This window comes from Roseateles sp. Mitsp63 (assembly GCF_059491535.1).
Map to the genome: position 1 here is coordinate 2,341,615 of NZ_CP168509.1, position 26,298 is coordinate 2,367,912.

A 26,298-nucleotide genomic window follows, 5' to 3' on the forward strand; every position below is an offset into this window, starting at 1 on the left:
GGCGCCGCGGGCCATGTTCCGCTACGCAAGTGGGCGGCCTTCTCCTAACATCATTGACGGACCCCAGGCATTTCCAACGGCATGAAGACCGTGCGTGCCCCGCGGGTCGCGTTCCACGCACGCCGATCAGGGAGGCCGAGATGGACGGATTGCTGGGGAGGACCCCGGAACTGGGGCGGTTCTTGAGCTATCGCGGGCCGGAGCGCCGGCGAGGCTCGCCGGACCGGTGGTGGCGCCATGCGCTGGAGGAAATCGATCTCGGCGTCTGCCTGGTTGCTGGCGACGGGGGCTTGCTCTACGCCAACAGCACCGCGCGGCGGCAGCTCGATGAGCGCTCACCGCTGCAACTGACCGACGGCCAGTTGGTGGCGCCACAGCGCGACGACCAGTTGCGGCTGGAGAGCGCGCTCGCCGACGTGCAGCGCGGGCTGCGTCACCTGATCTGCCTGGGACGCGGCGCGGGCCGGCTCTCGCTGTCGGTGCTGCCGCTGCAGGACGGGCAGGGGCGGGCGACGCAGGCGCTGCTGGTGCTCGGAAAGCGCAACCTGTGCGGCGAGCTGCCGATGCTGGCCTTCGCGCGGGAGCATCAATTGACGGCCGCGGAGCAGCAGGTGCTGCAGTCGCTGTGCGCCGGGCTGCAACCGCAGGAGATCGCGCAGCGCCATGGGGTGGCGATCTCGACGGTGCGCACGCAGATCGCGAGCGTGCGCGCGAAGACCGCCACCGAGAGCATCCGCGACCTGGTCGCGATGGTGGCGCAGCTGCCGCCGATGCAAGGCGTGCTGCGCGTGGTGGAGCTGCGCTGACGCCTTTCTCGCGCCGAGGACTCCCGCAAGAACTCCCTCGCCCCGCTTGCGGGGAGAGGGGAGGGGAGAGGGGGCGTCGAAGTATGGCGGTGTTGCCCTGCGGCGAACCCCCTCTCCCCCCCTCTCCCCCTGGCGGGGGCGAGGGAGTGCCGACGGCGCAGGCTTGGTGGTCACGCCCGCAACGCGCCGAAGAACCGGCGCAGGTCGTCGATGACGAGCTGCGGATCCGTTTCATTGGCGAAATGACCACCGCGCGGCATCTCGGTCCACTGCACCAACCGGGTATGCGAGCGCTGCGCGAACTTGCGCACCGAGCGGAAGTCGTCCGGGAACACCGCCACCGCCGTCGGCGTGTGGTTGGGCAGATCGCGATAGCCCGCGCCGCTGGCCGCGTTGGCGAGGTACATCTCCGCCGCCTGGCCGCCCGTGCCGGTGAACCAGTAGAGCGACACATGCGTCAGGAAGCGGTCGCGATCGACCTCGCCGGCGTGCTCGCCCTCGAAGCCGAAGAACAGCTCGGCATTCCAGGCCAGCAGCGCGGCCGGCGAGTCCACCAGGCCGAAGGCCAGCGTGCCGGGACGCTTGGACTGGATGTCCACATAGCCGGCGTACTTGCGGAAATTGTCCAGGTGCTTGAAACCCTCCCTCTCGAAGGGCGACAGGCCGTCCGTCTCGCCGGGCTCGCCCTTGGGGAACGCGAAGATCTGCAGGACATGCACGCCCGCCAGCCCCTTCGGGGCGAGCACGCCCAGCTCGCGCGTCACCAGGGCGCCGACGTCGCCGCCGTGCGCGCCGTAGCGCTCATAACCCAGGCGCTTCATCAGCGTGTCCCAGGCGGCCGCCATGCGGGCGGCGTCCCACCCCGCCGCCGCGAGCGGCGACGACAACCCCATGCCCGGCACCGACGGGATGACGAGGTCGAAGGCCGGCGCGTCCGCCTGGCCATGCGCCCGCGGGGCCGTCAGCGGGCCGATGAGATCGAGGAACTCGGCTGGCGAACTCGGCCAGCCATGCGTCAGGATCAGCGGGAAGGCGTCCGCCTCGGGCGACTTCACGTGGATGAAGTGGAGAGTCTGGCCGTCGATCTCGGTCATGAACTGCGGCAGCGCGTTGAGGCGGGCCTCCTGCGCGCGCCAGTCGAAGCCGTCGCGCCAGTACCCGGCCAGCTCGCGCACCAGCGACACCGCCTGGCCGTGGCTGAAGTCCTCGACGACCGGCCGCGGCCAGCGCGTGGCCGCCAGGCGGGCGCGCAGGTCCTCGAGCTGGTCCTGGGGGATCTCGATGCGGAAGGGGCGGATGGCGGTGTTCATGGAATCCTCCTTGCGGGTGGGGATGACCGGCCTGTCGGCCAAGGCCGCGCGCCGGTCCTGCAGAAAACCGACGCCACGTCGGGGGAGCGGGCAACCCGTTCTCCCGCGCCGCTGCCGCGGTGACGATTCGCGCCGGCCTGCTCCACTACACTTCTCCGCCTTCGTCCCCGACCTCCGTCTCACTGCCCCCGCCATGGACAACCATCCGCTGATCGACTGGCATTCGATGTTCATGGGCGTGGCCCTGCTGGCCAGCGCCCGTTCCAAGGACAGCCGCAAGCGCAACGGCGCGTGCATCGCGAGCGCGGACTACAAGATCGTCGGCGTGGGCTACAACGGCCTGCCGCGCGGCTGTGACGACCACGACCCGGCCTACTGGTCCGACGATGACAGCGACCCGGCCAACTCGCGGCACAGCTACATCGTCCATGCCGAGGTCAACGCGATCCTCAACTGCGTCGTGCTGCCGTTGACCGGCAGCACCATCTACACGACGCAATACCCCTGCCCGCGCTGCGTGCAATCCATCATCCAGGTCGGCATCCAACGGGTCGTCTACCTGGAGAAGAAGGACCACCAGATCGGCCTGAACGCCGCCTCGGCCAAGATGCTGACCAATGCCCGCATCGACGTGCTGTCGCTCAACGAGCTCGAGGTCCCCGCCGCGGCCTGGTGCAACGAGCTGTCCAGCTTCATCGCCAAGCCGCGTCCCTGACGGCCGATCGCCGGAACTGGGCCGGAAAGCTCCCGCTTTTCCGGCTCAAGTTTCGGGCGCTCGAATTCATGATCCGTCCCACGCCGACATGAATCGTTCCGAGGCCGCCATGCTGACCACCATCCCGCCGCACCTGATGCCCGAAACCGCCCAGGCTCCCTGGGGACTGGTGCCGGATCTGGGCCTGACCGTGGCCGGCACGGCCAACATGGATGAGCTGCTCGCGCTGCAGGACCTGATGGCCGAGCACGGTCTGGCGCTGCAGCCGACCCGCATGCTCTACGACCGTCTCTACGCGCTGGAGCGCCTGTCCGCTGCGCACGCGCGTGGTGATGCCCGCCTGCAGGCGGCCGCGCAGGAGCTTTTCGACGCCTGCCAGCGCCGCGGCGAATGGATCGGCCTGGTGCATTGACGGCACTGAACGGGCGAGATCGGACCGGTCCCGTTCCTGAATCCTGAACAAAGGCGCCGCGAGGCGCCTTTGTCGCTTGTGCCGGGCTGATGGCGATGGCGATGGCGAGCAGCAGCCGCGGTCGCGGCTGGCTAAGATCGAGGCGCCTCATTTCACTCAGGAGGAATCGCATGAAGATCCCGCGCCCTTCCCGTGATTTCCCGCCCGGCCTGCATGGCGGGCTCGAGCATGACGACGAGGACCACCGCGTCGGCGAAACCGGCCAGAAGGGGCCGGAAGGCGATGGCGACATCGACCGGGCCCACCATGAGCAACGCGATCGCGACGGCGAACGTCCGCGGAACAAGCCTCCGATCCCGGGGCGTTGATCCCTTCGAACCTCGTCGACTCCAGCCAGGGGCCCGAAGCCCCTGGCGTTCAATTCCCGCCCGATGCCCCTGACGCCGGCGTCGTCCCCGTCGCCTTGCGCCAGCTCGCCAGCGTGCTGGCGAACTCGATGACCGCCATCGCGTAATAGCTGCTCTGGTTGTAGCGGGTCACCGTGTAGAAGTTCTGCGTGCCCGCCACGTACACCGGCGCCGCGCCGCCCATCTGCAGCTCGATCAGCGCCAGCGGCCCGTTGTGCGCGCGGCCCTGCGGCGAGAGCTGCGCGCCGACCGACTCGAACTGCTTCGCGTCCAGCTGCGGCAGCACGTCGCTGATCAGCAGCTGCGCCCGCGCCGCCGTGTCGTTGGGGACCTGCACCTCGTAATGCGTCGGCATGCCGCGCTGCCAGCCATGCTCACGCAGGAAGTTGGCCACCGAGCCGATCGCGTCGACCGGGCTGTTGATCAGGTCCACGTGGCCGTCGCCGTCGAAGTCGATCGCGTAGCGCCGCCAGCTGCCCGGCATGAACTGGCCCCAGCCGATCGCGCCCGCGTACGAGCCCTTCATCGCCATCGGGTCCAGGCCGTTCTCGCGCGCCAGGATCAGGAACTGGCGCAGTTCCTCGCGGAAGAACGGACTGCGGTCGCGCGCCCCAGGCGGCAGCGGGGACGGGTAGTCGAAACTCAGCGTCGCCAGCGCGTCCAGCACCCGGAAGCTGCCCATGATGCGGCCGTAGAAGGTCTCCACGCCGATCACCGACGCGATGATCTCGGCCGGCACGCCGTAGGTGGCCTCGGCGCGCGCGAGCGCCGCCTCGTTCGCCGCCCAGAAGGCCAGTCCCGCCTGCAGCCGCTGCGGCTCGACGAAGCGCAGGCGGTACGAGCCCCAATCCTTCGCCTGTCCCGGCGGTCCCGGCAGGATCAGCCGCTGCACCGCCGGCTGCGGCCGCGCCAGCGCCAGCAGCGCGCGCAGCTCCTCGCGGCGGTAGCCGAGCGACTCGGCCTGCGCGTCGGCGAAGGCCATCACGTCGGCGCGCTCGCCGTACTCGGGCAGCGCGGCGGGCTTCTTCGGCGGCTTTTTCGCCGGCTTCTTCGCGGCCTTGGCTTCGGCGGACGGATGCGGCTTGTGCGCGGTCTCGGCCAGGGCCGGCGCCGCGGCCACCGCCGCCATCAGCGGCGCGGCGGCCAGCGAGGCCTGCAGCAGGGAACGGAGGAAGGCACGGCGGGGAGAAGGTCGGCGGAGGACGGTCATGCGGGCGAGGGCGCTGCGCCGCGTCGGCGGCGCCGGTCGGCGGGAAGGACGGTGGATGGTGCGGCCGCTCAACGGGCCAGGACTTGCCTCAACGCGGCGCACTGCGCGGCGAACAGGCGTTGCCATTGTGACGTGGCCGCGGCGAGGTCCTGCCGGTAGCGCTGCGCTTCCAATTGCAACAGCGCCGCCGCCACCGCCTCGGCCGCCGCGCCATGGCGCTCGACCAGCCGCTGGGCCCAGCGGCGCGGGGTCTCGTCCTCGCGCGTGGTCAGGCCCAGCCGCTCCAGCTCGCGCCGCACGCGGGCGCGCTGGCGCGACCAGGGGTCATGCGGCCGGCGCTGCCACGCCGCCACGGCGGCGCCGGCCAGCGCGACCAGCGCCAGCAGCCCGCCGGCGACCTGTCCCAGCGTGGTCCAGTCCGGATCGTCGAAGCCCAGCCGCTTGAGCAGGCTCATCTGGTCGCCGCTGGAGAAGTTCAGCACCGTCTGTTGCCAGCGGTTGTTCAGGCGCTCCCAGGCCTCGCGCAGGTCCGCCAGCATGCCGGGCCGCAATTGGTCGAGCGTGCCGGCCAGCAGTCCTGGCGGCTGGCGCAGCGGGCGGCCCTCGATGCGGTCGGGGGAAACGGCGGCCGTCGGGTCGGCGCGCTGCCAGCCGCGCGATGGCGTCCAGTACTCGGCCCAGGCATGGGCCTGGCTCATGCGGACGATCAGGTCGCCGTCCTGCAGCCGCGGATCGGCGCCCTGGAAACCGGTGACGATGCGCGCCGGCACCCCCGCCGCGCGCATCAGCACGACGTACGCGGACGCGAAGTGCTCGCAGAAGCCGAGCTTGCGGTCGAACCAGAACTCGTCGATCGAATGGATCGTGTCCTCGCCGTAGATGCCCGGCGCCAGCGTGTAGCCGAAGCCGCCCTGGCGGATATGCGTCATCAGCTCGCGGTGGACGGCGAGGGCGCGCGCGTCGTCGTCCAGCGCGGCGAAGCGCTCGCGCAGCGACGCGCCGAATGCCACCGCGCGCGGATTCATGCCGGGCGGCAGGCTGAGCGCCTCCGCCGCCTCCGCGCGCCCGAACGGCACGCCCCATTCGGCCACCGGCCAGGCCTCGTGCCGGAAACGCAGGACCTCCGCCACCGGCATCGGCACCAGCCACTGGCCCTGCGGCGTCCGCGTCGCGGTGAGCCGGCCCACGCTCAGGCGCGCGCCGGTGCCGCCCGGGCTGTATTCGAGCAGCGGGATCGCATTCACCCGCAGCGGCTCGATCGTGGCCTCGTAGCGGAACGCCGGGCCGGAGAGCCGCGGCTCGGCCTCGCCCGAGGACCAGTTCACCCGCGAGGCGGTCCAGGTGCGGCCGTCGAAGCGCGTCAGCACCTGCGCGCGGAAGTAGAGCTGCGGCTGGCGCGGCGGCGGCCCGTCGAAGCGCAGCCGCATCGCGATCGCGTCGTCGGTGGCGATGTCGGCGAAGGCGCCGAAGGTGATGGAGTCGCCCAGACCGGTGCGCGCGCCCGAGTCCTTCGGCAGCCCCCACAAGGGCGGGAAGCGCGGGAACAGCACGAACAGCGCGGCCATCAGCGGCAGTCCGACGAGGGTGTTGCGCGCGGCGATGCGCGCGGCCAGCTTCAGGCTGGGCACGCCCTGCGGCATCTGCGCCAGCACCAGCGCCGACAGCAGCGCCCACACGCAGCCCAGCATCCACAGCGCCACCAGCGGCGACTGCGAGTACAGGAACTGCGTCAGCACCAGGAAGAAGCCCAGGAAGAAGATGACCAGCGCGTCGCGCCGGGCGCGCAGCTCCAGCGTCTTGAGCGCCATCAGCATCGCCAGCATGGTGATGCCGGCCTCGCGGCCCAGGATGGTCTTGTGCGTGATCAGCGTCAGGCCGATGACCACGGCCAGCACGGCCAGCAGGCTCCACCGGCCGGGCAGCGCCTCGCTGCGCCAGGCCAGCCGCGCGCGCCAGCCGAGCATGCCGGCGGTGAGCACGCTGCACCACCAGGGCAGGTGGCCGGCGTGCGGCAGCAGCGTCGCCAGGCTGATGGCCAGCAGGAACAGCGTGTCGCGCGCCTCGCGGGGCAGCGCGCCGCGGCCGCCGCGAGCGGTCAGGGGCAGGGCGCTCATGGCTGCTCCTGCGCCAGCGCCAGCGCTTCCATGCAGGCGCGCAAGTGCTCCGGCCCCAGGTCGGGCGCCAAGGCCACGCCGCGCAGCCGCAGGCCGTAGGGCAGGCCTTCCTCCTCGGCCCGCAGCACCCAGGCCGCCAGGCGTGAGACGCGCTGCTCGAACGGCAGGCCGCGGGTGGCGGCGATGTCCAGCCACTGCTCGCTGGCGCGGCTGCCCAGGCGTTCGCGCACCAGCAGCGCCGCGCCGCCGCCGCGGCCGCCACTGCCGCCACTGCCTGATGGCGGCCGCGGCTGGGCCAGCGCGAGCGCCGATTTCTTCCACAGGATCTGCCGCGGCGAGTCGCCGTGCCGGTAGGGCCGCAGGCCCGGGTCGTCGCCCAGGCCGGGCTGGCCCTGGCCCTGCGGCAGGCCTTCCTCGACCGCCGCGGCCGGCGGCGCGTCGACCTCCGGCGCCGGATAGACCCAGGCCTGGGCGGCCGGGCGCCAGTAGCTCCAGGTCACGAACAGGCCCAGCGGGAATTGCGATTCGATGCGCAGCCGCGGCAGCGCGTGCCGGCCGCGCGCCGGGAAGCTGAGCTGCAGGTGGAGCTGCGCGTGGCCCTGCGCCGGCACGTCGGCGAAGGCGGTGTCCGCGGCCTTGGCCTGCGGCGGCCGCAGGCCCACGCCGAAGCGCGCCGAGCCCGGGTTGTGCAGCCGGATGTCGAGCGTCAGCGGCTGGCCGGCCGTCGTCGGCGCCGGCGTCTTCAGGTCGAGCTTGAGCCCGCGCAGGTTGCCGTGCGTCGCATGCATCGAGGCCAGCCCGGCGCCCGCCAGCAGGAAGGTCAGCAGGTAACCGAGGCTCAACTGGTCGTTGATCGACGCCAGCAGCAGCACGCCCAGCGTGGCGACGAAGGCGGCGCCCGGGCGGCTCGGCACGATGTAGAGGTTGCGCTGCGTCAGCGCGGTCGTGTCGCTGGCCGGGTGGCGCTTCTGCCACCAGGCATCCCAGCGCCGCTGCCAGGGCCGGTGCAGGGCGGGCAGCTTCAGCGAGGGGCGCTTCCAGGCGGGGCGGGCCATGGGCGGACTCCGGTCGGCGGGGGATGAACGGCCGCGCTCAGGGCAGCGGCACGGCGGCCATCATCGCCCGCACCTGCTCGCGCGCGCCGCGCGCGCTGGCGCCGCGCGGCCGCAGCCGGTGCGCGATCGTCTGCGGCAGGATCGCCTGCACGTCGTCCGGCGACACGTAGTCGCGTCCGCTCAGCAGCGCCTTGGCCCGCGCCGCCCGCAGCAGTGCCAGGCCGGCGCGCGGGCTCAGGCCTTCCTGGAACCATTCCCCGGAACGCGTCGCCTCCAGCAGCGCCTGCAGGTAGTCCAGCAGCGCCGGCGAGACATGGATGCGCAGGACCTGGCGCTGCAGCTCGCGCAGCTGGTCCGGTGACATCACCGGCTTGAGCGCGCGCAGCAGCTCGCGGCTGTCCTGGCCCATCAGCAGTTCGCGCTCGGCTTGGCGGTCCGGATAGCCCAGGCTGATGCACATCAGGAAGCGGTCCAGCTGCGACTCCGGCAGCGGATGCGTGCCCAGCTGCTCGCTGGGGTTCTGCGTCGCGATCACGAAGAAGGGCAGCGGCAGCGGATGGGTCGTGCCGTCGACGCTGACCTGGTACTCCTCCATCGCCTCGAGCAGCGCGCTCTGCGTCTTCGGGCCGGCGCGGTTGATCTCGTCGGCCAGCAGCACCTGGCTGAAGACCGGTCCCGGATGGAACTGGAACGCGCTGCCGCCGGCCGCCTGCGCGCCCGGCTGGTAGATGTTGACGCCCAGCAGGTCGGACGGCATCAGGTCGGTGGTGAACTGCACGCGCGAGAAGCGCAGCCCCAGCGAGATCGCCAGCACATGCGCCAGCGTGGTCTTGCCCACGCCCGGCAGGTCCTCGATGAGCAGGTGGCCGCCGGCCAGCAGGCAGGCCAGGCAGTCCTCGGTCTGCGCCTGTTTGCCCTTGATGATCGTGCTAATCTGCCGCCGCAGATCGGCCAGTGGCTGGGAGGCGAGGGTCGGGGCGTCGGAGCTCATCGGCGCACGATATCCCAGATCCCGTTCGGTCCGCCGACGCCACGCGCATGCCCCGACCATGTCCACCGCCTTCATCAGCCACCCCGACTGCCATCGACACGACATGGGCGCCGGCCATCCGGAATGCCCGCAGCGCCTGGCCGCCATCGAGGACTGGCTGATCGCGCACGGCGTCGATGTCGCGCTCGACCGCCATGACGCGCCGCGCGCCGAACTCCAGGCCATCGCGCGCGCGCACTCGGCCCGCTACATCGCCGAGCTGAAGGCCGAGCTCGAAGCGCTGGAGGAACGGGCGCGGCAGGGCGAGGCCCATCCGATGAAGGCGCTCGACCCCGACACCAGCGCCAACGCGCATACCTGGGCCGCGGCGCTGCGCGCCGCCGGCGCCGCCGTGCGGGCGACCGACCTGGTGCTGGACGGCGCGGCCGAGAACGCCTTCTGCGCGGTGCGCCCTCCCGGCCACCATGCGACCCGCGACCAGGCCATGGGCTTCTGCTTCTTCAACAACGTGGCCATCGCGGCGCGGCATGCGCTGGATGCGCGCGGCCTGGAGCGCGTCGCGGTGATCGACTTCGACGTCCACCACGGCAACGGCACCGAGGACATCCTGGCCGGCGACGACCGCGTGCTGATGGTCAGCATCTTCCAGGACCCGCTGTACCCGTACTGCGGCAGCGAGCCCAAGGGCGCGAACATGCTCAACCTGCCGGTGCCTCCCTACACCCGCGGCGCCGAGGTGCGCGAGATGATCGAGGCGCTCTGGATGCCCGCGCTGGAGCGCTTCAAGCCGCAGATGATCTTCGTCTCGGCCGGTTTCGACGCGCACCGCGACGACGAACTCGCGCAGCTCGGCCTGGTCGAGGCCGACTACGAATGGATCACGCTGCGCATCATGGACGTGGCCAGGCGCCATGCCGGCGGCCGCATCGTGTCCTGCCTGGAGGGCGGCTACGACCTCGGCGCGCTGGCGCGCAGCGTCGGCGTGCACCTGCGCGCGCTGGCCGGCATCTGAGCCTGTTTTCGATTCCCAAGGATTTCCCCCTGACTGCCTCCCTCAGCCACACCCTCAGCCTCGCGGAACTGCGCGCCCTGGTGGGGTCACTCGCGAGCGTGAACGCGCTCATCGAACTCGGCCTGCTGCTGGCCTGCCTCGGCCTGTCCTGGCTGATCGTCCACAACGTCGGCAAGCGGGTCCACAGCGTGGACCAGCAGCGCTCGGTGCTGCTGGGCCGGCGCGTCTTCGACGGCCTGCTGTTCCCGGTGGTGGCGCTGCTGCTGGCGCTGGGCGCGCGGCGGCTGATGCCGCTGATCGACCTGCCCGCGGCGCTGTTCAAGGTCGTGATCCCGGTGCTGATGTCGCTGGTGCTGATCCGCTTCGTCGCCCGGGTGTTGCGCGCGGCCTTCCCGAACTCGCTCGGCACGCGGCTGCTGGAGCGCAGCGTCTCGTGGATCGCCTGGCTGGGCTCCATCCTCTGGATCATCGGCCTGCTGCCGGTGGTGCTGGACGAGCTCGACAGCTACCGCCTGCCCTGGATCGCGGCCAAGGGCGCCAAGCCCTCGGAGATCCCGACGGTGCTGGACGTGCTGCAGGCCGCGCTGCAGATCGGCCTGCTGATGATCGTGGTGCTGTGGCTGTCGTCGGCGATCGAGTCGCGCATGCTGCGCGGCAAGTCGGTCGACCTGTCGATGCGCAAGATCGTCGTCAACATCACCCGCACCGCGCTGCTGGCGGTGGGCGCGCTGCTGGCGCTCAACATGCTGGGCCTGAACCTGAGCGCGCTGTCCTGGCTGGGCGGCGCGGTCGGCGTGGGCCTGGGCTTCGGGCTGCAGAAGATCACCTCGAACTATGTCTCCGGCTTCATGATCCTGGCCGAGCGCTCGCTGCGCATCGGCGACATGGTGAAGGTCGACAACTTCGAGGGCCGCATCAGCGACATCAAGACCCGCTACACCGTGATCCGCGCGCTCAACGGCCGCGAGGCCATCGTGCCCAACGAGTCGCTGATCACCACGCGGGTGGAGAACCTCTCGCTCGCCGACCCGCAGGTCTACGTGTCGACGATGGTGCAGGTGGCCTATGGCACCGACCTGGACGCGCTGTTCCCGCAACTGGTCGAGGACATCAAGCGCGTGCCGCGCGTGCTGTCCGAGCCGGCGCCGTCGGTGACGCTGAGCAACTTCGCCGCCGATGGGCTGGAACTGACGATCGGCTTCTGGATCTCCGATCCGCACAACGGCCAGGGCGGCGTGCGCTCCGAGGTGAACCTCGCGATCCTGCGCCTGCTGAACCGGCTGAACATCGACATCCCGTTCCCGCAGCGCGTGGTGCGGACCGTGGAGGCGCCCGCCGCCGCCGCACCCGCCGCGCCAGGACTCCCCATTGCGTCGAGGGACCAAACAGAGGCGTGAAAACTGCGCATCTGATCGCTTCACGTTCCAGCAAACTTGCTTAACCTTCCTGGCATGACAGCGCCTCGATAAGGCGCATCGACCAGGGAGGATTCCATGGGAATCAGTTCGACCGGATTGGGCAGCAACCTCAATGTGGAGGCCATCGTCCAGAAGCTGGTTGCGGTGGAGCGCACGCCCATCGACAACCTCAACGCGGCCAGCGACAAGATCAAGACCAAGATCTCGGTCTTCGGGAAGATCCAGGCCTCGCTCAGCGCGCTGCGCGACGCGGCGGCCAAGCTGACCAAGCCGGAGACCTGGCAAGGCGTGACGGCCACCTCGTCCGACCCGACCATCGTCGCGGTGACCGGTGGATCGGGTGCGGCCGAGGGCAGCTATGCGATGAACGTCGAGCGGCTGGCCGCGGCGCAGAGCCTGTCCAGCCCGATGTTCAAGAAGGGCGACAAGCTCGGCGGCGGCTCGCTGACCTTCGAGCTCGGCGAGTGGAACACCGACCACTCGGGCTTCACCGCCAAGGCCGGCAGCGCGCTCAAGACCATCACCATCGATCCGCCGCGCGACTCGCTCGAGGACGTGCGCGACAAGATCAATGGCTCGGGCGCCGGGGTCATCGCCTCGCTGGTGACGGACGTCAGCGGGTCGCGGCTGGTGCTGCGCTCGCGCGAAACGGGCGCCGAGAACGGCTTCCGCCTGACGACGACGCCGCCCACGCCGCCGGAAGAGGGCAAGGCCTCGCTGGCGGACCTGTCCTTCGGCGGCGCGGGCAAGCCCTCGCGGATGGTCGAGGACCTGCGCGCGGCCAACGCCAAGCTGACGGTGAACGGCCTGGCGATCACGTCCGCGACCAACACCATCGAGTCGGCCATCGACGGCGTGACCTTCACGCTGCAGAAGGCGGGCGCGGCCTCGGTGACGGCCAGCCAGGACAAGGAGGCGCTGAAGAAGGTCGTCAGCGAGTTCGTCACCGCCTACAACGCCTCCATCGGGCTGCTGCGCGACAACACCAAGTACGACGCCGAGTCCAAGAGCGCCGCCGCGCTGCAGGGCGACGGCACCGCGGTGAACCTGTCCAACCGGCTGCGCGGCGCGGTGAGCTCGGGGACGACGCTGCCGGGCGCGTTCGCGCATCTGCCCGACATCGGGCTGACGATGGGCGTGAACGGCGCCATCACGATCAACGACAGCAAGTTCAGCAAGGCGCTGGGTCAGCGGACCGACCTGAAGCAGCTGTTCATGGGCATCGACAAGGACCACCCCGAGAACAGCGGCATCGCGGTGAAGCTGCGCACGATGACGGACCAGATCCTGGGCATGGACGGCGCGCTGACCACGCGCACCAAGGGCCTGCAGGAGAACCTGAAGTCCAACGGCAAGCGCGCCGACGCGCTCGAGGACCGCGTGGCCAGCTATGAGAAACGGATCCGGCGGCAGTACACCTCGCTCGACAAGTCCATGTCCGAGCTCGGCCAGAAGCAGGGCATGGTCGACAAGCTGTCGAGGATGTACGGGTGAAGGGCGGTGGATCGACGCTGCCGCGCTGCGGCGACCCCTCTCCCCCGCCCTCTCCCCGCAAAGCGGGGCGAGGGAGTTGATGGAGGCACTCGCCTGGAAATCCCCTCGCCCCCGCGAGGGGGAGAGGGTGAGGGAGAGGGGGCTCCGCGCAGTGGCAGTGCCCCTTTGCGGGATCAGCCCGCGGCGACCGGGATGCCGATCGGCTTGCCGGAGGCGATGCGCTGCTGCCACTCGGCCGGGCCGGTGATGTGGGCGCTGGTGCCGCCGGCGTCGACGGCCACGGTCACCGGCATGTCGACCACGTCGAACTCATAGATCGCTTCCATGCCCAGGTCCTCGAAGCCGACCACCTTGGCCGCCTTGATCGCCTTGGACACCAGGTACGCCGACCCCCCGACCGCCATCAGGTAGGCCGACTTGTGGTTCTTGATCGACTCGATCGCGACCGGGCCGCGCTCGGCCTTGCCGATCATCGCGATCAGGCCGGTCTTCTCCAGCATCATGTCGGTGAACTTGTCCATGCGGGTGGCGGTCGTCGGACCGGCCGGGCCCACCACCTCGCCGCGCACCGGATCGACCGGGCCGACGTAGTAGATGACGCGGTTGGTGAAGTCCACCGGCAGCGGCTCGCCCTTGGCCAGCATGTCCTGGATGCGCTTGTGCGCGGCATCGCGGCCGGTCAGCATCCTGCCGTTGAGCAGCAGCGTGTCGCCCGGCTTCCAGCTGGCCACCTCGGCCTTGGTCAGCGTGTTCAGGTCGACGCGCTTGCTCTTGTTGTAGTCCGGCGCCCACTTCACGTCGGGCCACAGATCCAGGCTGGGCGGCTCGAGGTAGCTCGGGCCCGAGCCGTCCAGCACGAAGTGCGCGTGGCGCGTGGCGGCGCAGTTCGGGATCATCGCGATCGGCTTGGAGGCCGCGTGCGTCGGATAGGTCTTGATCTTGACGTCCAGCACCGTGGTCAGGCCGCCCAGGCCCTGGGCGCCGATGCCCAGCGCGTTGACCTTCTCGTACAGCTCGATGCGCAGCTCCTCCAGCTTGTTCCGGGGGCCGCGCTCCAGCAGCTCGTACATGTCGATGTCGTCCATCAGGGCTTCCTTGGCCAGCAGCGCGGCCTTCTCGGCCGTGCCGCCGACGCCGATGCCCAGCATGCCCGGCGGGCACCAGCCCGCGCCCATGGTCGGCACGGTCTTGAGCACCCAGTCGACGATGTTCTCGCTCGGGTTGAGCATGTAGACCTTGCTCTTGTTCTCCGAGCCGCCGCCCTTGGCCGCGACGATCACGTCGACGGTGCTGCCCGGCACGACCTCCATGAAGATCACCGCCGGCGTGTTGTCCTTGGTGTTCTTGCGCTCGAAGATCGGATCGCTGAGCACCGAGGCGCGCAGCTTGTTGTCCGGGTGGTTGTAGGCGCGGCGCACGCCCTCGTTGACGGCGTCCTGGATGGAGCCGGGGAAATCGGCCCAGCGCACGTCCATGCCGATCTTCAGGAACACGTTGACGATGCCGGTGTCCTGGCAGATCGGACGGCGGCCTTCGGCGCACATCTTCGAGTTGGTCAGGATCTGGGCGATCGCGTCCTTGGCGGCCGGGCTCTGTTCGCGCTCGTAGGCGCGGGCCAGATGCTGGATGTAGTCGGCCGGGTGGTAGTAGCTGATGTACTGCAGCGCGGCGGCGACGCTCTCGACAAGGTCGGCGTAGCGGATCGTGGTGGTCATGGTCGTGGACAGGCTGGTCACGGTAGCCGGCCATTATCCGTTAGCCGGTGGAATCCACGCGGCCAGCGGCCATTGGCGAACGGGCAACGCACGCTTGTGCGAAAGCCGGGAAAGCCGCGGCCCTGGGGCTGTGCAGGCGGCGCGCCGGCGGACCGGCCGCGCCAGTGCTTCGTCAAGGGCGGGCGCCGGAACGGCGATGATCGGAGGTTTCGGAACCGCGACCGGGAGGACCTTTCTTGACCCCAGGACTGAAACGCTTCTTCGCCAGCGAGTCGGCCGGCGGCATCGTGCTCGCGATCGCCGCCGTCGCCGCGCTGATCCTGTCCAACTCGCCCTGGCGCGAGGTCTACGCCGCCTTCGCCCGCATCCCGGGCGAGGTCCGCATCGGCGGCGATTGGCTGGTGCTCGCCAAGCCGCTGCTGGTCTGGGTCAACGATCTGTGGATGGCGGTGTTCTTCTTCCTCGTCGGCCTGGAGATCAAGCGCGAGTTCGTCAGCGGCGAGCTCGCGCAGCGCTCTCAGGCGGTGCTGCCGATGGTGGCGGCGCTCGGCGGCATGGCCGCCCCGGCGCTGATCTACGCCGCCATCAACGCCGGCGATCCGGTCAGCCTGCACGGCTGGGCCATCCCCGCGGCCACCGACATCGCGTTCGCGATCGGCATCGTGATGCTGCTGGGCAGCCGCGTGCCGGCGTCGCTCAAGGTCTTCCTGACGGCGGTCGCGATCATCGACGACCTGGGCGCCATCGTCGTCATCGCGCTCTTCTACACGAGCCAGCTGTCGCTGACGATGCTGGGCGCGGCGGCGGCCTGTCTGGTGGTGCTGTTCGCGCTCAACCGCGCCAGGGTCACGCGTGCCGACCTCTACCTCGTCGCCGGCCTGGTGCTGTGGACCTGCGTGCTGAAGTCGGGCGTGCACGCGACGCTCGCGGGCGTCGCGACCGCGCTGTTCATCCCGTCCAGCGACGGGAAGGGCGGCTCGCCGGCCGAGGACCTCGAGCACGGCCTGCATCCGTGGGTGGCCTTCCTGATCCTGCCGATGTTCGCGTTCGCCAATGCCGGCGTGTCGCTGATCGGCCTGAACGCGGGCGACCTGCTGCATCCGGTCTCGCTGGGCATCGCCGCGGGCTTGCTCTTCGGCAAGGCGATCGGCGTGTTCGGCAGCTCGTGGCTGATGATCCGCGCCGGCCTGGCGCGGCAGCCGGGTGGCGCCAGCTGGGGGCAGTTCTTCGGCGTCTGCGTGCTGTGCGGCATCGGCTTCACGATGAGCCTGTTCATCGGCGGCCTCGCGTTCGAAGGACTCGGCGCGGACTATGACACCCGCGTCAAGCTCGGCGTGCTGGGTGGCTCAATCCTGTCGGGCATCGCGGGGACGCTGATCCTGCTGCGCCAGCGGCGCTGAGGCCGCGGCGGCCCGCCGGCGCGCGCCGTGCCGCTCAGTGACGCTCAGTGCTTTGCGGGCGGATGCGACAGCAGCCGGTCGGTCAGCGCGATCGCGAGCGCCGACAGCAGGAAGGCCAAGTGGATCGCCGTCTGCCACATCAGCGTCTTCTCCTCGAGGTTCTGGACGTTGATGAAGGTCTTGAGCAGGTGGATGGACGAGATGCCGATGATCGCCGTCGCGAGCTTGACCTTCAGCACCGAGGCGTTGACGTGGTCCAGCCATTCGGGCTGGTCCGGATGGCCTTCCAGGTGCAGGCGCGACACGAAGGTCTCGTAGCCGCCGACGATCACCATGATCAGCAGGTTGGAGATCATCACCACGTCGATCAGCGCCAGCACGGCCAGCATGATGATGGTCTCGTTGAGCTTGTTGACGTCGGCGTCGGCCTTGTAGCCGACGCTCTTGATCAACAGCTGCAGCGCCTCCTGGTTGCCGAAGGCGGCCTCGACCAGGTGCACGAGCTCGGTCCAGAACTGGAAGACGTAGACGCCCTGGGCGACGATCAGTCCGAGGTAGAGCGGCAACTGGAGCCAGCGGCTGCCGAACATGATGGTGGCCATGGGATTGAGCCGCCGGGGCTTCGGATCGGTCATCGGGGAGGGTCCTTCGGGTCGAAACTGGCGGGAACCGCCAAACCGGCGGATTTTAGTGAGAGCATCCTTCCCACGATCCGCACCGCGCTACTCTTCTACAAGAGTAAGCACATCGTCAGTGTGAAAGCGGAGAGTTCGCCCGCATCCGGTTCCCAGTTCGAAGATCCCTGCCTGTACGGAGACAAAGGCCATGAGCGACAAGATCAGCGACAAGATCTACAACCCCCCCGCATCCGCCGTCCAGGGCGCGCATGTGTCCGGCATGGCCGCCTACGAGGCGCTGTGCAAGGAAGCCGAGACCGACTACGAGGGCTACTGGGCGCGCCTGGCGCGCGAGCTGCTGAGCTGGAAGCAGCCCTTCACGACGGTGCTGAACGACGCCGGCGCGCCGTTCTTCAAGTGGTTCGAGGATGGCCGGCTCAATGTCTCCTACAACTGCCTGGACCGCCATGTCGAGGCTGGCCGCGGCGATCGCGTCGCGATCATCTTCGAGGCCGACGATGGCGCCGTCACCCGCGTCACCTACGCCGAGCTGCTGGCCAGGACCGCGCAGCTGGCCAACGCGCTGAAGGCGCGCGGCGTGAAGAAGGGCGACCGCGTCGTCATCTACATGCCGATGTCGGTGGAGGGCGTGGTCGCGATGCAGGCCTGCGCGCGCATCGGCGCGACGCACTCGGTGGTGTTCGGCGGCTTCTCGGCGCAGTCGCTGCGCGACCGCGTGCAGGACGCCGGCGCCGTGATGGTGCTGACGGCCGACGAGCAGGCGCGCGGCGGCAAGTCGCTGCCGCTCAAGGCCATCGTCGACGAGGCGCTCGCCGGCGGCAGCTGCCCGACCATCAGACAGGTGCTCGTCTACCAGCGCACCGGCGGCGCGATCGCCTGGGTCGACGGCCGCGACGAATGGCTGCACGACGCCGTCGCCGGCCAGCCGGCGAGCTGCGAGCCCGAGTGGGTCGAGGCCGAGCATCCGCTGTTCCTGCTCTACACCTCGGGTTCCACCGGCAAGCCCAAGGGTGTGCAGCACAGCACCGGCGGCTACCTGCTGCACGCGGCGCTGACGACCAAGTGGACCTTCGACCTGAAGGACTCCGACATCTTCTGGTGCACCGCCGACATCGGCTGGGTGACCGGCCACACCTACATCACCTACGGCCCGCTGGCGCTGGGCGGCACCGAGATCGTCTTCGAGGGCATCCCCACCTTCCCGGACGCCGGCCGCTTCTGGCAGATGATCCAGAAGCACAAGGTCACGATCTTCTACACGGCGCCGACGGCGATCCGCTCGCTGATCAAGGCCGCCGAGACCAACGAGACGGTCCATCCCAAGAACTACGACCTGGGCTCGCTGCGCATCCTGGGCTCGGTGGGCGAGCCCATCAACCCGGCCGCCTGGGAGTGGTACCACCAGCACGTGGGCGGCGGCCGCTGCCCGATCGTCGACACCTTCTGGCAGACGGAGACCGGCGGCCACATGATCACGCCGCTGCCGGGCGCGACGCCGCTGGTGCCGGGTTCCTGCACGCTGCCGTTCCCCGGCATCACCGCCGCGATCGTCGACGAGACCGGCAATGACGTGCCCAACGGCCAGGGCGGCATCCTGGTCGTCAAGAAGCCGTGGCCGTCGATGATCCGCACGATCTACGGCGATCCGGAGCGCTTCAAGAAGAGCTACTACCCGCCCGAGCTCAAGGGCTACTACCTGGCCGGCGACGGCGCCATCCGCGACGCGGACAACGGCTACTTCACCATCACCGGCCGCATCGACGACGTGCTGAACGTCTCGGGCCACCGCATGGGCACGATGGAGATCGAGTCCGCGCTGGTCGGCTGCACCGAGCTGGTGGCCGAGGCCGCGGTGGTCGGGCGTCCCGACGACACCACCGGCGAGGCGATCTGCGCCTTCGTCGTGCTCAAGCGCCCGCGTCCGAGCGGCGACGAGGCCAAGGCCATCGCCAAGCAGCTGCGCGACTGGGTCGCCAAGGAGATCGGCCCGATCGCCAAGCCCAAGGACATCCGCTTCGGCGACAACCTGCCCAAGACCCGCAGCGGCAAGATCATGCGCCGCCTGCTGCGCTCGGTCGCCAAGGGCGAGAGCGTCACGCAGGACACCTCGACGCTGGAGAACCCGGCGATCCTGGAACAGCTGGGCCAGGCCTATTGAGGGCCGGCGGCCGGTAGCCGGGACGGGCCCGCGCGGCATGCGCGGCATGCGCGTGGCATCCCGGTTGTCGCCGGTTCGACGGCCCCTTCTCCTCTGGAGACTCCCTCAGCCTCGCTTCGGCGGGGCTTTTTCTTGCGTATAAGCAAGCTGACAACCGGCATCCCCTGATCGAAATCCGGGAGCTGCTGACCTCCTCAGGGAGGAAAGCGCGGCTGGCTTACTTGCCAGGGTTGTGGAGCGCCGACCTGCTCAGGCGAAGAATCCGCTCCGTTCCGTCGAGGGCGGAGCGGGATTCATAAAAGGAGTCACTTGTGGAATACGTGTTCACGCTCAAGTACCAGATGCCGCCGCAGGACTGCGAGGAGGAGCCGCTGATGCAGCGGCTGGCATCGATCGGCTGCAGGGATGCGCGGATCGCCGTGGGGTTGAGAGGCCGGCTGATGCTCAGCTTCACCCGGATCGCCGAACGGGCCGAGCAGGCCCTGCTGGGCGCGCTGCGCGATGTCCGCAAGGCGCTGCCGGGGGCGCGGCTGATCGAGGCGGGGCCGGACATGGTCGGGCTGACCGATGTCGCGTCGCTGGTGGGCGTGTCGCGCCAGAACATGCGCAAGCTGATGCTGACGCACCCGATGAGCTTCCCGTCGCCGATCCATGAGGGCAACTCGTCCTCGGTCTGGCATCTGTGGGACGTGCTGCGGTGGATGCAGGGGCGCGGCGGCTACAAGATCGACGAGGCGGTGCTGGAGCTGTCGACGGTGGCCAAGGCCATCAACCTCGCCCGCGAAAGCCGCCATCTGGACGACAGCCGGCGCGAGGAGCTGGTCAGGCTCGTGGCCTGAGGGCGCGGGGCAGGGCGCCCGGGACGGGACGCCCTGGCATCCGCCGCAATGAGCAAAGGCCCCGAAGGGCCTTGGTCGCGAGGGGCGCGGAAGGCGCGTAAGGCGTGCGAGACGCGCGAGACGCCGCCGGTCACTTCGTGGACAGCACCCACTTGGCGAGCTGCTCGGCCTCGGCCGGGCTGACCTGCGTGTTGGCGGGCATCGGGACCGGGCCCCAGACGCCGGAGCCCCCCTTCTGGATCTTCTCGGCCAGCTTCTTCACCGCGTCCTTGTCCTTGGCGTACTTGGCCGCGACATCCTTGTAGGCGGGGCCGACCAGCTTCTTGTCGATGGCGTGGCAGGCCATGCAGTTCTTCTTCTGGGCCAGCTCCTGGTTGGCGAAGGCGCTGGGCGCGGCCAGGGCGGCGGCGAGGGCCGCGGAGACGAACAAGGCGTTTTTCATGGCATCCTTTCAGATCCTGCCGGGAAGAATCGGCACCCTGGGTCACCGGAGCCGCCCCGCGAGGCGGACGTGCCGGCCGGGGGGTGTCCGGGCTCGGGCGATTGTAGTGTTGGGGACCGCGCGGCCAGGGCGCGGCGAGAGGAGAACGACGATGTGGTTTGTGGTGATCGGTGTCTTGTTGATCTTGCTCAAGCTGATCGAGTTCGGCCCGGTCGGCGGCCTGAGCTGGTGGTGGGTGCTGTCACCCTTCGTGCTGGCGGTGCTGTGGTGGGAATTCGCCGACAAGTCCGGCTACACCAAGCGCAAGGAGATGGACAAGATGGACGCCCGCAAGGAGGAGCGGCGCCAGCGCTCGATGGACGCGCTGGGCCAGGGCGACAAGCAGCGCAAGCGGCGCTGAGCCCTTCGCATCCCTCCATGCAGAGCGGGGCCCTTGAGGCCCCGCGCTTGTTGCATCGGCGCGGACGCCGATGCCGCTCTGGCCGAGGGCCTTATTCGAACTTGTCGAGCACGGCGCCCGAGCTGGCGCTGGACGCGCTCTTCGCGAACTTGGCCAGCACGCCACGCGTGTAGCGCGGCGCGGGCTGGGTCCAGGCGGCCTTGCGGCGCGCGAGTTCGGCGTCGTCGACATGCAGCTGCAGCAGCAGCTGATGGGCGTCGATGGTGATGGCGTCGCCTTCCTTGACCAGCGCGATCGCGCCGCCCTCGTAGGCTTCCGGCGCGACGTGGCCGACCACCATGCCCCAGGTGCCGCCGGAGAAGCGGCCGTCGGTGATCAGGCCGACGCTCTCGCCCAGGCCCTGGCCGATCAGCGCGCCGGTCGGGGCCAGCATCTCCGGCATGCCGGGCCCGCCCTTGGGACCGAGGTAGCGCAGCACCATCACGTCGCCGGCCTTGATCTGGCCGGCCATGATCGCGGCGAGCGCCGACTGCTCGTCGTCGAAGACCCGCGCGGGGCCGGTGATCACCGGGTTCTTCAGGCCGGTGATCTTGGCGACGCAGCCTTCGGGCGACAGGTTGCCCTTCAGGATCGCCAGGTGGCCTTCGGCGTAGATCGGGTCCGAGACGGCGCGGATCACTTCCTGCTCCGGCGAGAGGTCCGGCACGTCGGCCAGGTTCTCGGCGACGGTCTTGCCGGTGATGGTGATGCAGTCGCCATGCAGCAGGCCGGCCTTGAGCAGCTGCTTCATCACGGCGGGGATGCCGCCGGCCTTGTGCAGGTCCACGGCCAGGAAGCGGCCGCTGGGCTTGAGGTCGCACAGCACCGGGATCTTCTTGCGCATGCGCTCGAAGTCCTCGATGGTCCATTCGACCTCGGCCGCGTGCGCGATCGCCAGGAAGTGCAGCACCGCGTTGGTCGAGCCGCCGGTGGCCATGATCACCGCGACGGCGTTCTCGATCGCCTGCTTCGTCACGATGTCGCGCGGCTTCAGGTCGGCCTTGACGGCCTGGACCAGATAGTCGGCGGCGCGCCGGGTGTTCTCGACCACCTCGTCCTCGACGTTGGACATGCTGGACGAGTAGGGCAGCGACATGCCCAGCGCCTCGAAGGCCGAGCTCATCGTGTTGGCGGTGTACATGCCGCCGCAGGAGCCGCTGCCGGGGATGGCGCGCTTCTCGATCTGGCAGAAGTCCTCCTCGCTCATCTTGCCGGCGCTGAACTGGCCGACGGCCTCGAAGACGCTGACGATGTTGAGGTCCTGGCCCTTGTAGTGGCCGGGCTTGATGGTGCCGCCGTAGATGTAGATCGCCGGCACGTTGGCGCGCAGCATGCCCATCATGCCGCCGGGCATGTTCTTGTCGCAGCCGCCGATCACCATCACGCCGTCCAGCCACTGGCCGCCGACGCAGGTCTCGACGCAGTCGGAGATGACCTCGCGCGACACCAGCGAGTACTTCATGCCCTCGGTGCCCATGGCCATGCCGTCGGAGATCGTGGGCGTGCCGAAGAGCTGCGCGTTCGCGCCGGCCGCCTTCAGTCCGATGACGGCGGCGTCGGCCAGCTTCTGCAGGCCGGAGTTGCAGGGCGTGATCGTCGAATGGCCGTTGGCCACGCCGATCATCGGCTTGCCGAAGTCGCTCTCCTGATAGCCCATGCCGTAGTACATCGAGCGGTTGGGCGCGCGGGCGACGCCCTCGGTGATGTGCTTGGAGCGGCGGTTGGGCGCGTCGTCGTGGGGGGCGTTCTTGGCGTCGGTCATGGCGCGGATCCTGGCGGGGAATGCTTGGAGCCGGCCAGTATGCGCCGCGTCATGAAGCGGGTCCAATATATAGTTGATGGCGTTTTGATTCATGGGATGTATCGATGCTCGAACTGCGTCCGCTGCGCCAGTTCCTCGTGCTGGCCGAGGAATTGCACTTCGGGCGGGCCGCGCAGCGGCTGCACATGACGCAGCCGCCGCTGAGCCTGGCGGTGCAGAAGCTGGAGGCGCAGCTGGGCGTGCCGCTGCTCGAGCGCGGCCGGCGCGCCGTCGCGCTGACGGCGGCCGGGCAGGCGCTGGTCGAGGCGGGCGCGCGGCTGCTGGAGCAGGCGGAGCAGGTGCCGGCCCGCGTGCGCGCGGCCGCCGGCGGCGAGGCGGGGCGGCTGAGCCTGGGCTTCGTCTCGACGGTCGGCTACGGCGACATGCCGCGCTGGCTGCGGCTGTTCCGCGAGGCGCTGCCAGGCGTCCAGCTGGCGCTGCGCGAGGCGACGCTGGATGTGCAACTGCGCGGCTTCGAGTCCGGCGAGCTCGACGCCGGCTTCGTGATCCACGCGCCGGGCGCGGAGCCGGCGGGCTTCGAGCGGCTGATCGTCTCGACCGAGCCGCTGGTGCTCGCGCATGCGCAGGACTGGGGACTGAAGCGCCGAGGGCGCGCGGCGCCGGCGCTCGACGAGGTGCTGCGGCAACCGCTGGTGGTGTTCCCGCGCGAGATCGCGCCGTCGCTGTTCGACGCGCTGCTGGGCTTCTACCGCGCGCATGGCGCCACGCCGCAGATCGCGCAGGAGGCCATCCAGATGCAGACCATCGTCAACCTGGTGTCGGCGGGCATGGGCGTGGCGTGGGTGCCGCAGTCGGTCTGCGCGCTGCAGCGGCCGGGCGTGCGCTATCAGCCCTGGCCGGCCGCGCGCGTGCCGGCCTGTGACACCAGCCTGATCTGGCGGCCGGACGCGTCGCCGGTGGTGCACCGGTTCGTCGAACACGTGCGCGGCCAGTTGCCGCAGGCGTTGGGCGATGCCTCGGGAGGACGTTCCCAGGCGCGCGTGCGCCCATCGCGGAGTTCTGCGACCATGCGCCGTTGAAAGGAAGTACGCCCGTGAAAACTCCCCGCGATTCCCATGGCTGCCGCCTCGATGGCCAGCATGGCCGCCTGCGCCGGCTGATCGGCGCGATCTGCGTCGTCACCGGTTTCTCGATGCTCATGAGCCTCGCCTTCGCCTCGCCGGCGCAGGCCGCCGTGTTCAAGGATCAGGAGCTGCAGTCGCTGCTGGATGCCGGACGCGCCGACGACCTCGAGAAGCTGGCCAGCCAGCGCGTCAAGGCCGATCCCGACGATGCGCAGGCGGTGGCCGCGCTGGCGCTGGCACAGCTGGACCTGGCGGACCCGTCGGTGCTGAAGCAGAACACCCAGCGGCTGGAGCAGTGCGTGCAGCGGGCGCCGGGCGAAGGCGCGTGCCATTACGCGCTGGCGCTCGCGCTGGTGATGCAGGCGCGCGGCGGCAGCAAGTTCAAGGCGCTGGGCTCGCTGGGCCGGGTCAGCGAGCTGGCCCAGCGCGCGATGGCGCTGCTGCCCGACGCGCCCGAGCCGCGCAGCGCGCTGCAGCAGTACTACCTGGCGCTGCCGGGCTTCATCGGCGGCGGTGAATCCAAGGCGCGCGCGCTCGAGCAGGACGTGAAGGACCAGGCGCAGCTGCATCTGATGCGGGCCCGCGTGGCCGCGTCGAAGAAGGACTGGACGGCGGTGGAGAAGGAGCTGCGCGCGGTGAGCACGCGGCGTCCCGAGCTGCTGCTGGAGCTGCGCGTGCTGTGGAGCGACTATGGCCGCAACCTGATGTACAGCGACCGCAAGGAGAAGGCCGTGCCCTGGTTCGAGGAGCTGCTCAAGAGCCAGCCGGCGCAGGCGATGGGCGCCTACAACCTGGGCCGCGCGTACGACGCGCTGGGCCAGTACGACAAGGCGGTGGCCGCCTTCGAGCGCGCCCGCGGCCTGCAGGGCGCGGAGCAGCTGGGCCTGGACCGCCGCCTGGCCAGCGCGCTGGCGGCCAGGGGCGACAAGGCCGAGGCGCGCGCCGCGCTGCAGCGCTGCATCGACAACCGCCGCGGCAGCAGCGGCGACGTCGAGGACTGCCGCAAGCAGCTTGCCGCGCTGGGCGCGGGCGGCTGACGCGCCGCCGGGCTGTCCAATCCGGGCCCGGATGCCGGGCCCTTATGATTCGGCCCTTCCCGCCCCGCTCAAGCTTTCTCATGTTGGTGCACCCCCAGTTCGATCCCGTGGCCTTCACGATCTGGCGTTGGCCGATCCACTGGTACGGGCTGATGTACCTGACGGCATTCGGGCTGTTCCTGTGGCTGGGCAACCGGATGGTGAGCAAGCCCTGGAACGCGGCGCGCGGCTGGACGCGGCGCGACATCGACGACCTGCTGTTCTACGGCGTGCTGGGCGTGGTGCTGGGCGGGCGGCTGGGCTACGTGCTGTTCTACAAGCCGGCCTACTACCTGAGCCATCCGCTGGAGATCTTCGCCGTGTGGCAGGGCGGCATGGCCTTCCATGGCGGGCTGCTGGGCGTGCTGATCGCACTGGCGTTCTTCGCCTGGCGGCGCGGCTTCCACTTCCTGGAGGTCGGTGACATCGTCGCGCCCTGCGTGCCCACGGGCCTGGCGGCGGGGCGGCTGGGCAACTTCATCAATGGCGAGCTGTGGGGCCGGCAGGCCGACGCCAGCCTGCCGTGGGCCATGATCTTCCCGCAGGCCGCCGACGGCCTGCCGCGCCATCCGTCGCAGATCTACCAGTTCCTGGGCGAGGGCGTGCTGCTGTTCATCGTGCTGTGGCTGTTCGCGCGCAAGCCGCGGCCGATGGCGGCGGTGTCGGGGCTGTTCCTGCTGGGCTACGGCATCGCGCGCTTCACCGCCGAGTACTTCCGCGAGCCCGATGCCTTCCTGGGCCTGCGCGCCTTCGGATGGAGCCAGGGCCAGTGGCTGAGCACGCCGATGATCGCCGGCGGCGCGCTGATGATGCTCTGGGCCTATCGCCGGCAGGCGCGGCTGGGCACGGCCCCGGCCCGCTGAGTCCTTCGCGCGCCCGCGGCGGCGGGCGCTCCGCACACGAGACTTCGAGACATGCGTCAGATCTTCTTCGATACCGAAACCACCGGCCTGAATCCCGAATCGGGCGACCGCGTCGTCGACATCGGCTGCGTGGAGATGGTCAACCGTCAGCTGACGGGCCGGCATCTGCACTTCTATCTGAACCCCGAGCGCGACATGCCCGAGGAGGCCTTCCGCGTCCACGGGCTGAGCAGCGAGTTCCTGGCGGACAAGCCCAAGTTCGCGGACGTCGTCGACGAGCTGCTGGAGTTCATGCGCGATGCGGAACTGGTGGCCCACAACGCGGCGTTCGACGTGGGCTTCATCAACGCGGAGCTCAAGCGCTGCGGGCGGGCGCCGCTGCATGAATGCGTGGGCAGCGTGCGCGACACGCTGCTGATGGCGCGGGACATGTTCCCGGGCAAGGCGAACTCGCTGGATGCGCTGTGCCGCCGGCTGGAGGTCGACAACAGCAACCGCGGCCTGCACGGCGCGGTGAAGGACGCGGAGCTGCTGGCGGAGGTCTACATCCGGCTGACGCGCGGCCAGGACTCGCTGGTCATCGACGACAGCGGGACGTCGACGCCGGGGCAGGGCGGGTCGATGGAGATCGCGGCGATCGACTTCAGCGCCTTCGATCTGCCGGTGATCGCGGCGACGGCCGAGGAGCTGGCGATGCACGACAAGGTGCTGGCGGAGCTGGACAAGGCCAGTGGGGGCAAGCGGATCTGGCAGGTGGAAGCGGTGGCGGAGGCTGCCGTGGCGGCGGAGGCCGCGACGGCGGCTTGAGCGTGAATCTCAAAGAGTTCTTGAGTGGCGTCAAAAACTCATGGCATAATCTTCGACTTTCCCGGACATCCCCGGCGGGCGCGAAAGCGGT

24 protein-coding genes are annotated in these 26,298 nt (G+C 70.0%); 15 read left to right on the forward strand and 9 right to left on the reverse strand.

The window, feature by feature from the left end:
- Positions 1-140 precede the first annotated feature (140 nt).
- Positions 141-806 (forward strand): helix-turn-helix transcriptional regulator, encoded by a 666-nt coding sequence (locus tag ACEN96_RS10320; RefSeq protein WP_495587929.1) that lies wholly within the window; start codon positions 141-143, stop codon positions 804-806.
- A gap of 170 nt (positions 807-976) precedes the next feature.
- Here ACEN96_RS10320 and ACEN96_RS10325 read toward each other — a convergent pair whose 3' ends face one another.
- A complete protein-coding gene (locus ACEN96_RS10325) occupies positions 977-2,116 on the reverse strand; it encodes an epoxide hydrolase family protein (RefSeq protein WP_495587930.1) in 1,140 nt (379 codons plus the stop codon).
- A 193-nt stretch (positions 2,117-2,309) separates the two neighbouring features.
- Between ACEN96_RS10325 and ACEN96_RS10330 the strand changes: the two genes are divergently transcribed.
- The 3 genes from ACEN96_RS10330 to ACEN96_RS10340 all read left to right on the forward strand — a co-directional run bounded on the left by ACEN96_RS10330 (position 2,310) and on the right by ACEN96_RS10340 (position 3,611).
- Complete coding sequence (locus tag ACEN96_RS10330; protein WP_495587931.1) at positions 2,310-2,831, forward strand: deoxycytidylate deaminase; 522 nt, start codon at positions 2,310-2,312, stop codon at positions 2,829-2,831.
- A 109-nt stretch (positions 2,832-2,940) separates the two neighbouring features.
- Positions 2,941-3,243: a hypothetical protein gene (locus ACEN96_RS10335; RefSeq protein ID WP_495587932.1), complete on the forward strand. Its 303-nt coding sequence runs from the start codon at positions 2,941-2,943 to the stop codon at positions 3,241-3,243.
- Positions 3,244-3,413: 170 nt separating this feature from the next.
- On the forward strand, positions 3,414-3,611 hold the full coding sequence (locus ACEN96_RS10340) for a hypothetical protein (protein WP_495587933.1): 198 nt from the start codon (positions 3,414-3,416) through the stop codon (positions 3,609-3,611).
- Positions 3,612-3,660: 49 nt separating this feature from the next.
- On the opposite strand, the gene mltB is transcribed toward ACEN96_RS10340, so the two are convergent.
- The 4 genes from mltB to ACEN96_RS10360 form a co-directional block, all read right to left on the reverse strand.
- A complete protein-coding gene (gene mltB / locus ACEN96_RS10345) occupies positions 3,661-4,860 on the reverse strand; it encodes a lytic murein transglycosylase B (protein ID WP_495587934.1) in 1,200 nt (399 codons plus the stop codon).
- Positions 4,861-4,928: 68 nt separating this feature from the next.
- Complete coding sequence (locus ACEN96_RS10350; protein ID WP_495587935.1) at positions 4,929-6,974, reverse strand: transglutaminase TgpA family protein; 2,046 nt, start codon at positions 6,972-6,974, stop codon at positions 4,929-4,931.
- Positions 6,971-8,029, reverse strand: a complete 1,059-nt coding sequence (locus ACEN96_RS10355) for a DUF58 domain-containing protein (protein ID WP_495587936.1) — start codon at positions 8,027-8,029, stop codon at positions 6,971-6,973. Before ACEN96_RS10355 ends, ACEN96_RS10350 begins: the two co-directional genes overlap by 4 nt.
- 37 nt (positions 8,030-8,066) lie before the next feature.
- On the reverse strand, positions 8,067-9,020 hold the full coding sequence (locus ACEN96_RS10360; protein WP_495587937.1) for an AAA family ATPase: 954 nt from the start codon (positions 9,018-9,020) through the stop codon (positions 8,067-8,069).
- A gap of 58 nt (positions 9,021-9,078) precedes the next feature.
- Here ACEN96_RS10360 and ACEN96_RS10365 point away from each other — a divergent pair, with 58 nt between their 5' ends.
- The 3 genes from ACEN96_RS10365 (at position 9,079) to fliD (ending at position 12,944) form a co-directional block, all read left to right on the forward strand.
- Complete coding sequence (locus ACEN96_RS10365; protein WP_495587938.1) at positions 9,079-10,032, forward strand: histone deacetylase family protein; 954 nt, start codon at positions 9,079-9,081, stop codon at positions 10,030-10,032.
- 98 nt (positions 10,033-10,130) lie between these two features.
- Positions 10,131-11,429 carry a mechanosensitive ion channel family protein gene (locus ACEN96_RS10370; protein ID WP_495587939.1) on the forward strand — a complete coding sequence of 433 codons (1,299 nt, stop codon included), beginning with the start codon at positions 10,131-10,133 and terminating at the stop codon, positions 11,427-11,429.
- Positions 11,430-11,525: 96 nt separating this feature from the next.
- Entirely contained in the window at positions 11,526-12,944 is a 1,419-nt protein-coding gene (gene fliD / locus ACEN96_RS10375; protein WP_495587940.1) for a flagellar filament capping protein FliD, read from the forward strand.
- 173 nt (positions 12,945-13,117) lie between these two features.
- Here fliD and ACEN96_RS10380 read toward each other — a convergent pair whose 3' ends face one another.
- A complete protein-coding gene (locus ACEN96_RS10380) occupies positions 13,118-14,659 on the reverse strand; it encodes a fumarate hydratase (RefSeq protein WP_495588588.1) in 1,542 nt (513 codons plus the stop codon).
- Between the two features lie 236 nt (positions 14,660-14,895).
- On the opposite strand from ACEN96_RS10380, the gene nhaA reads away from it, so the two are divergent.
- Positions 14,896-16,059 (forward strand): Na+/H+ antiporter NhaA, encoded by a 1,164-nt coding sequence (gene nhaA / locus ACEN96_RS10385; protein WP_495587941.1) that lies wholly within the window; start codon positions 14,896-14,898, stop codon positions 16,057-16,059.
- A 44-nt stretch (positions 16,060-16,103) separates the two neighbouring features.
- Here nhaA and ACEN96_RS10390 read toward each other — a convergent pair whose 3' ends face one another.
- Complete coding sequence (locus ACEN96_RS10390) at positions 16,104-16,694, reverse strand: TIGR00645 family protein (RefSeq protein ID WP_495587942.1); 591 nt, start codon at positions 16,692-16,694, stop codon at positions 16,104-16,106.
- A gap of 190 nt (positions 16,695-16,884) precedes the next feature.
- Here ACEN96_RS10390 and acs point away from each other — a divergent pair, with 190 nt between their 5' ends.
- Positions 16,885-18,855 (forward strand): acetate--CoA ligase, encoded by a 1,971-nt coding sequence (gene acs, locus ACEN96_RS10395; protein ID WP_495587943.1) that lies wholly within the window; start codon positions 16,885-16,887, stop codon positions 18,853-18,855.
- Positions 18,856-19,166: 311 nt separating this feature from the next.
- Entirely contained in the window at positions 19,167-19,694 is a 528-nt protein-coding gene (locus tag ACEN96_RS10400) for a helix-turn-helix transcriptional regulator (RefSeq protein ID WP_495587944.1), read from the forward strand.
- Positions 19,695-19,824: 130 nt separating this feature from the next.
- On the opposite strand, the gene ACEN96_RS10405 is transcribed toward ACEN96_RS10400, so the two are convergent.
- The gene (locus ACEN96_RS10405; protein WP_343641530.1) at positions 19,825-20,136 is read right to left on the reverse strand and encodes a c-type cytochrome; all 312 of its coding nucleotides are present in this window, start codon (positions 20,134-20,136) and stop codon (positions 19,825-19,827) included.
- A gap of 151 nt (positions 20,137-20,287) precedes the next feature.
- On the opposite strand from ACEN96_RS10405, the gene ACEN96_RS10410 reads away from it, so the two are divergent.
- On the forward strand, positions 20,288-20,536 hold the full coding sequence (locus ACEN96_RS10410; protein ID WP_343641532.1) for a TIGR04438 family Trp-rich protein: 249 nt from the start codon (positions 20,288-20,290) through the stop codon (positions 20,534-20,536).
- Between the two features lie 91 nt (positions 20,537-20,627).
- Here ACEN96_RS10410 and ilvD read toward each other — a convergent pair whose 3' ends face one another.
- Positions 20,628-22,337, reverse strand: coding sequence for a dihydroxy-acid dehydratase (ilvD, locus tag ACEN96_RS10415; protein ID WP_495587945.1), 1,710 nt, complete (start codon positions 22,335-22,337; stop codon positions 20,628-20,630).
- Between the two features lie 104 nt (positions 22,338-22,441).
- Here ilvD and ACEN96_RS10420 point away from each other — a divergent pair, with 104 nt between their 5' ends.
- The 4 genes from ACEN96_RS10420 to dnaQ all read left to right on the forward strand — a co-directional run bounded on the left by ACEN96_RS10420 (position 22,442) and on the right by dnaQ (position 26,207).
- A complete protein-coding gene (locus tag ACEN96_RS10420; protein WP_495587946.1) occupies positions 22,442-23,416 on the forward strand; it encodes a LysR family transcriptional regulator in 975 nt (324 codons plus the stop codon).
- Between the two features lie 14 nt (positions 23,417-23,430).
- Positions 23,431-24,498, forward strand: a complete 1,068-nt coding sequence (locus ACEN96_RS10425) for a tetratricopeptide repeat protein (protein WP_495587947.1) — start codon at positions 23,431-23,433, stop codon at positions 24,496-24,498.
- 80 nt (positions 24,499-24,578) lie between these two features.
- Positions 24,579-25,400, forward strand: a complete 822-nt coding sequence (gene lgt, locus ACEN96_RS10430) for a prolipoprotein diacylglyceryl transferase (protein ID WP_495587948.1) — start codon at positions 24,579-24,581, stop codon at positions 25,398-25,400.
- Positions 25,401-25,451: 51 nt separating this feature from the next.
- A complete protein-coding gene (gene dnaQ, locus ACEN96_RS10435) occupies positions 25,452-26,207 on the forward strand; it encodes a DNA polymerase III subunit epsilon (RefSeq protein WP_495587949.1) in 756 nt (251 codons plus the stop codon).
- The last annotated feature ends 91 nt before the right edge of the window (positions 26,208-26,298 follow it).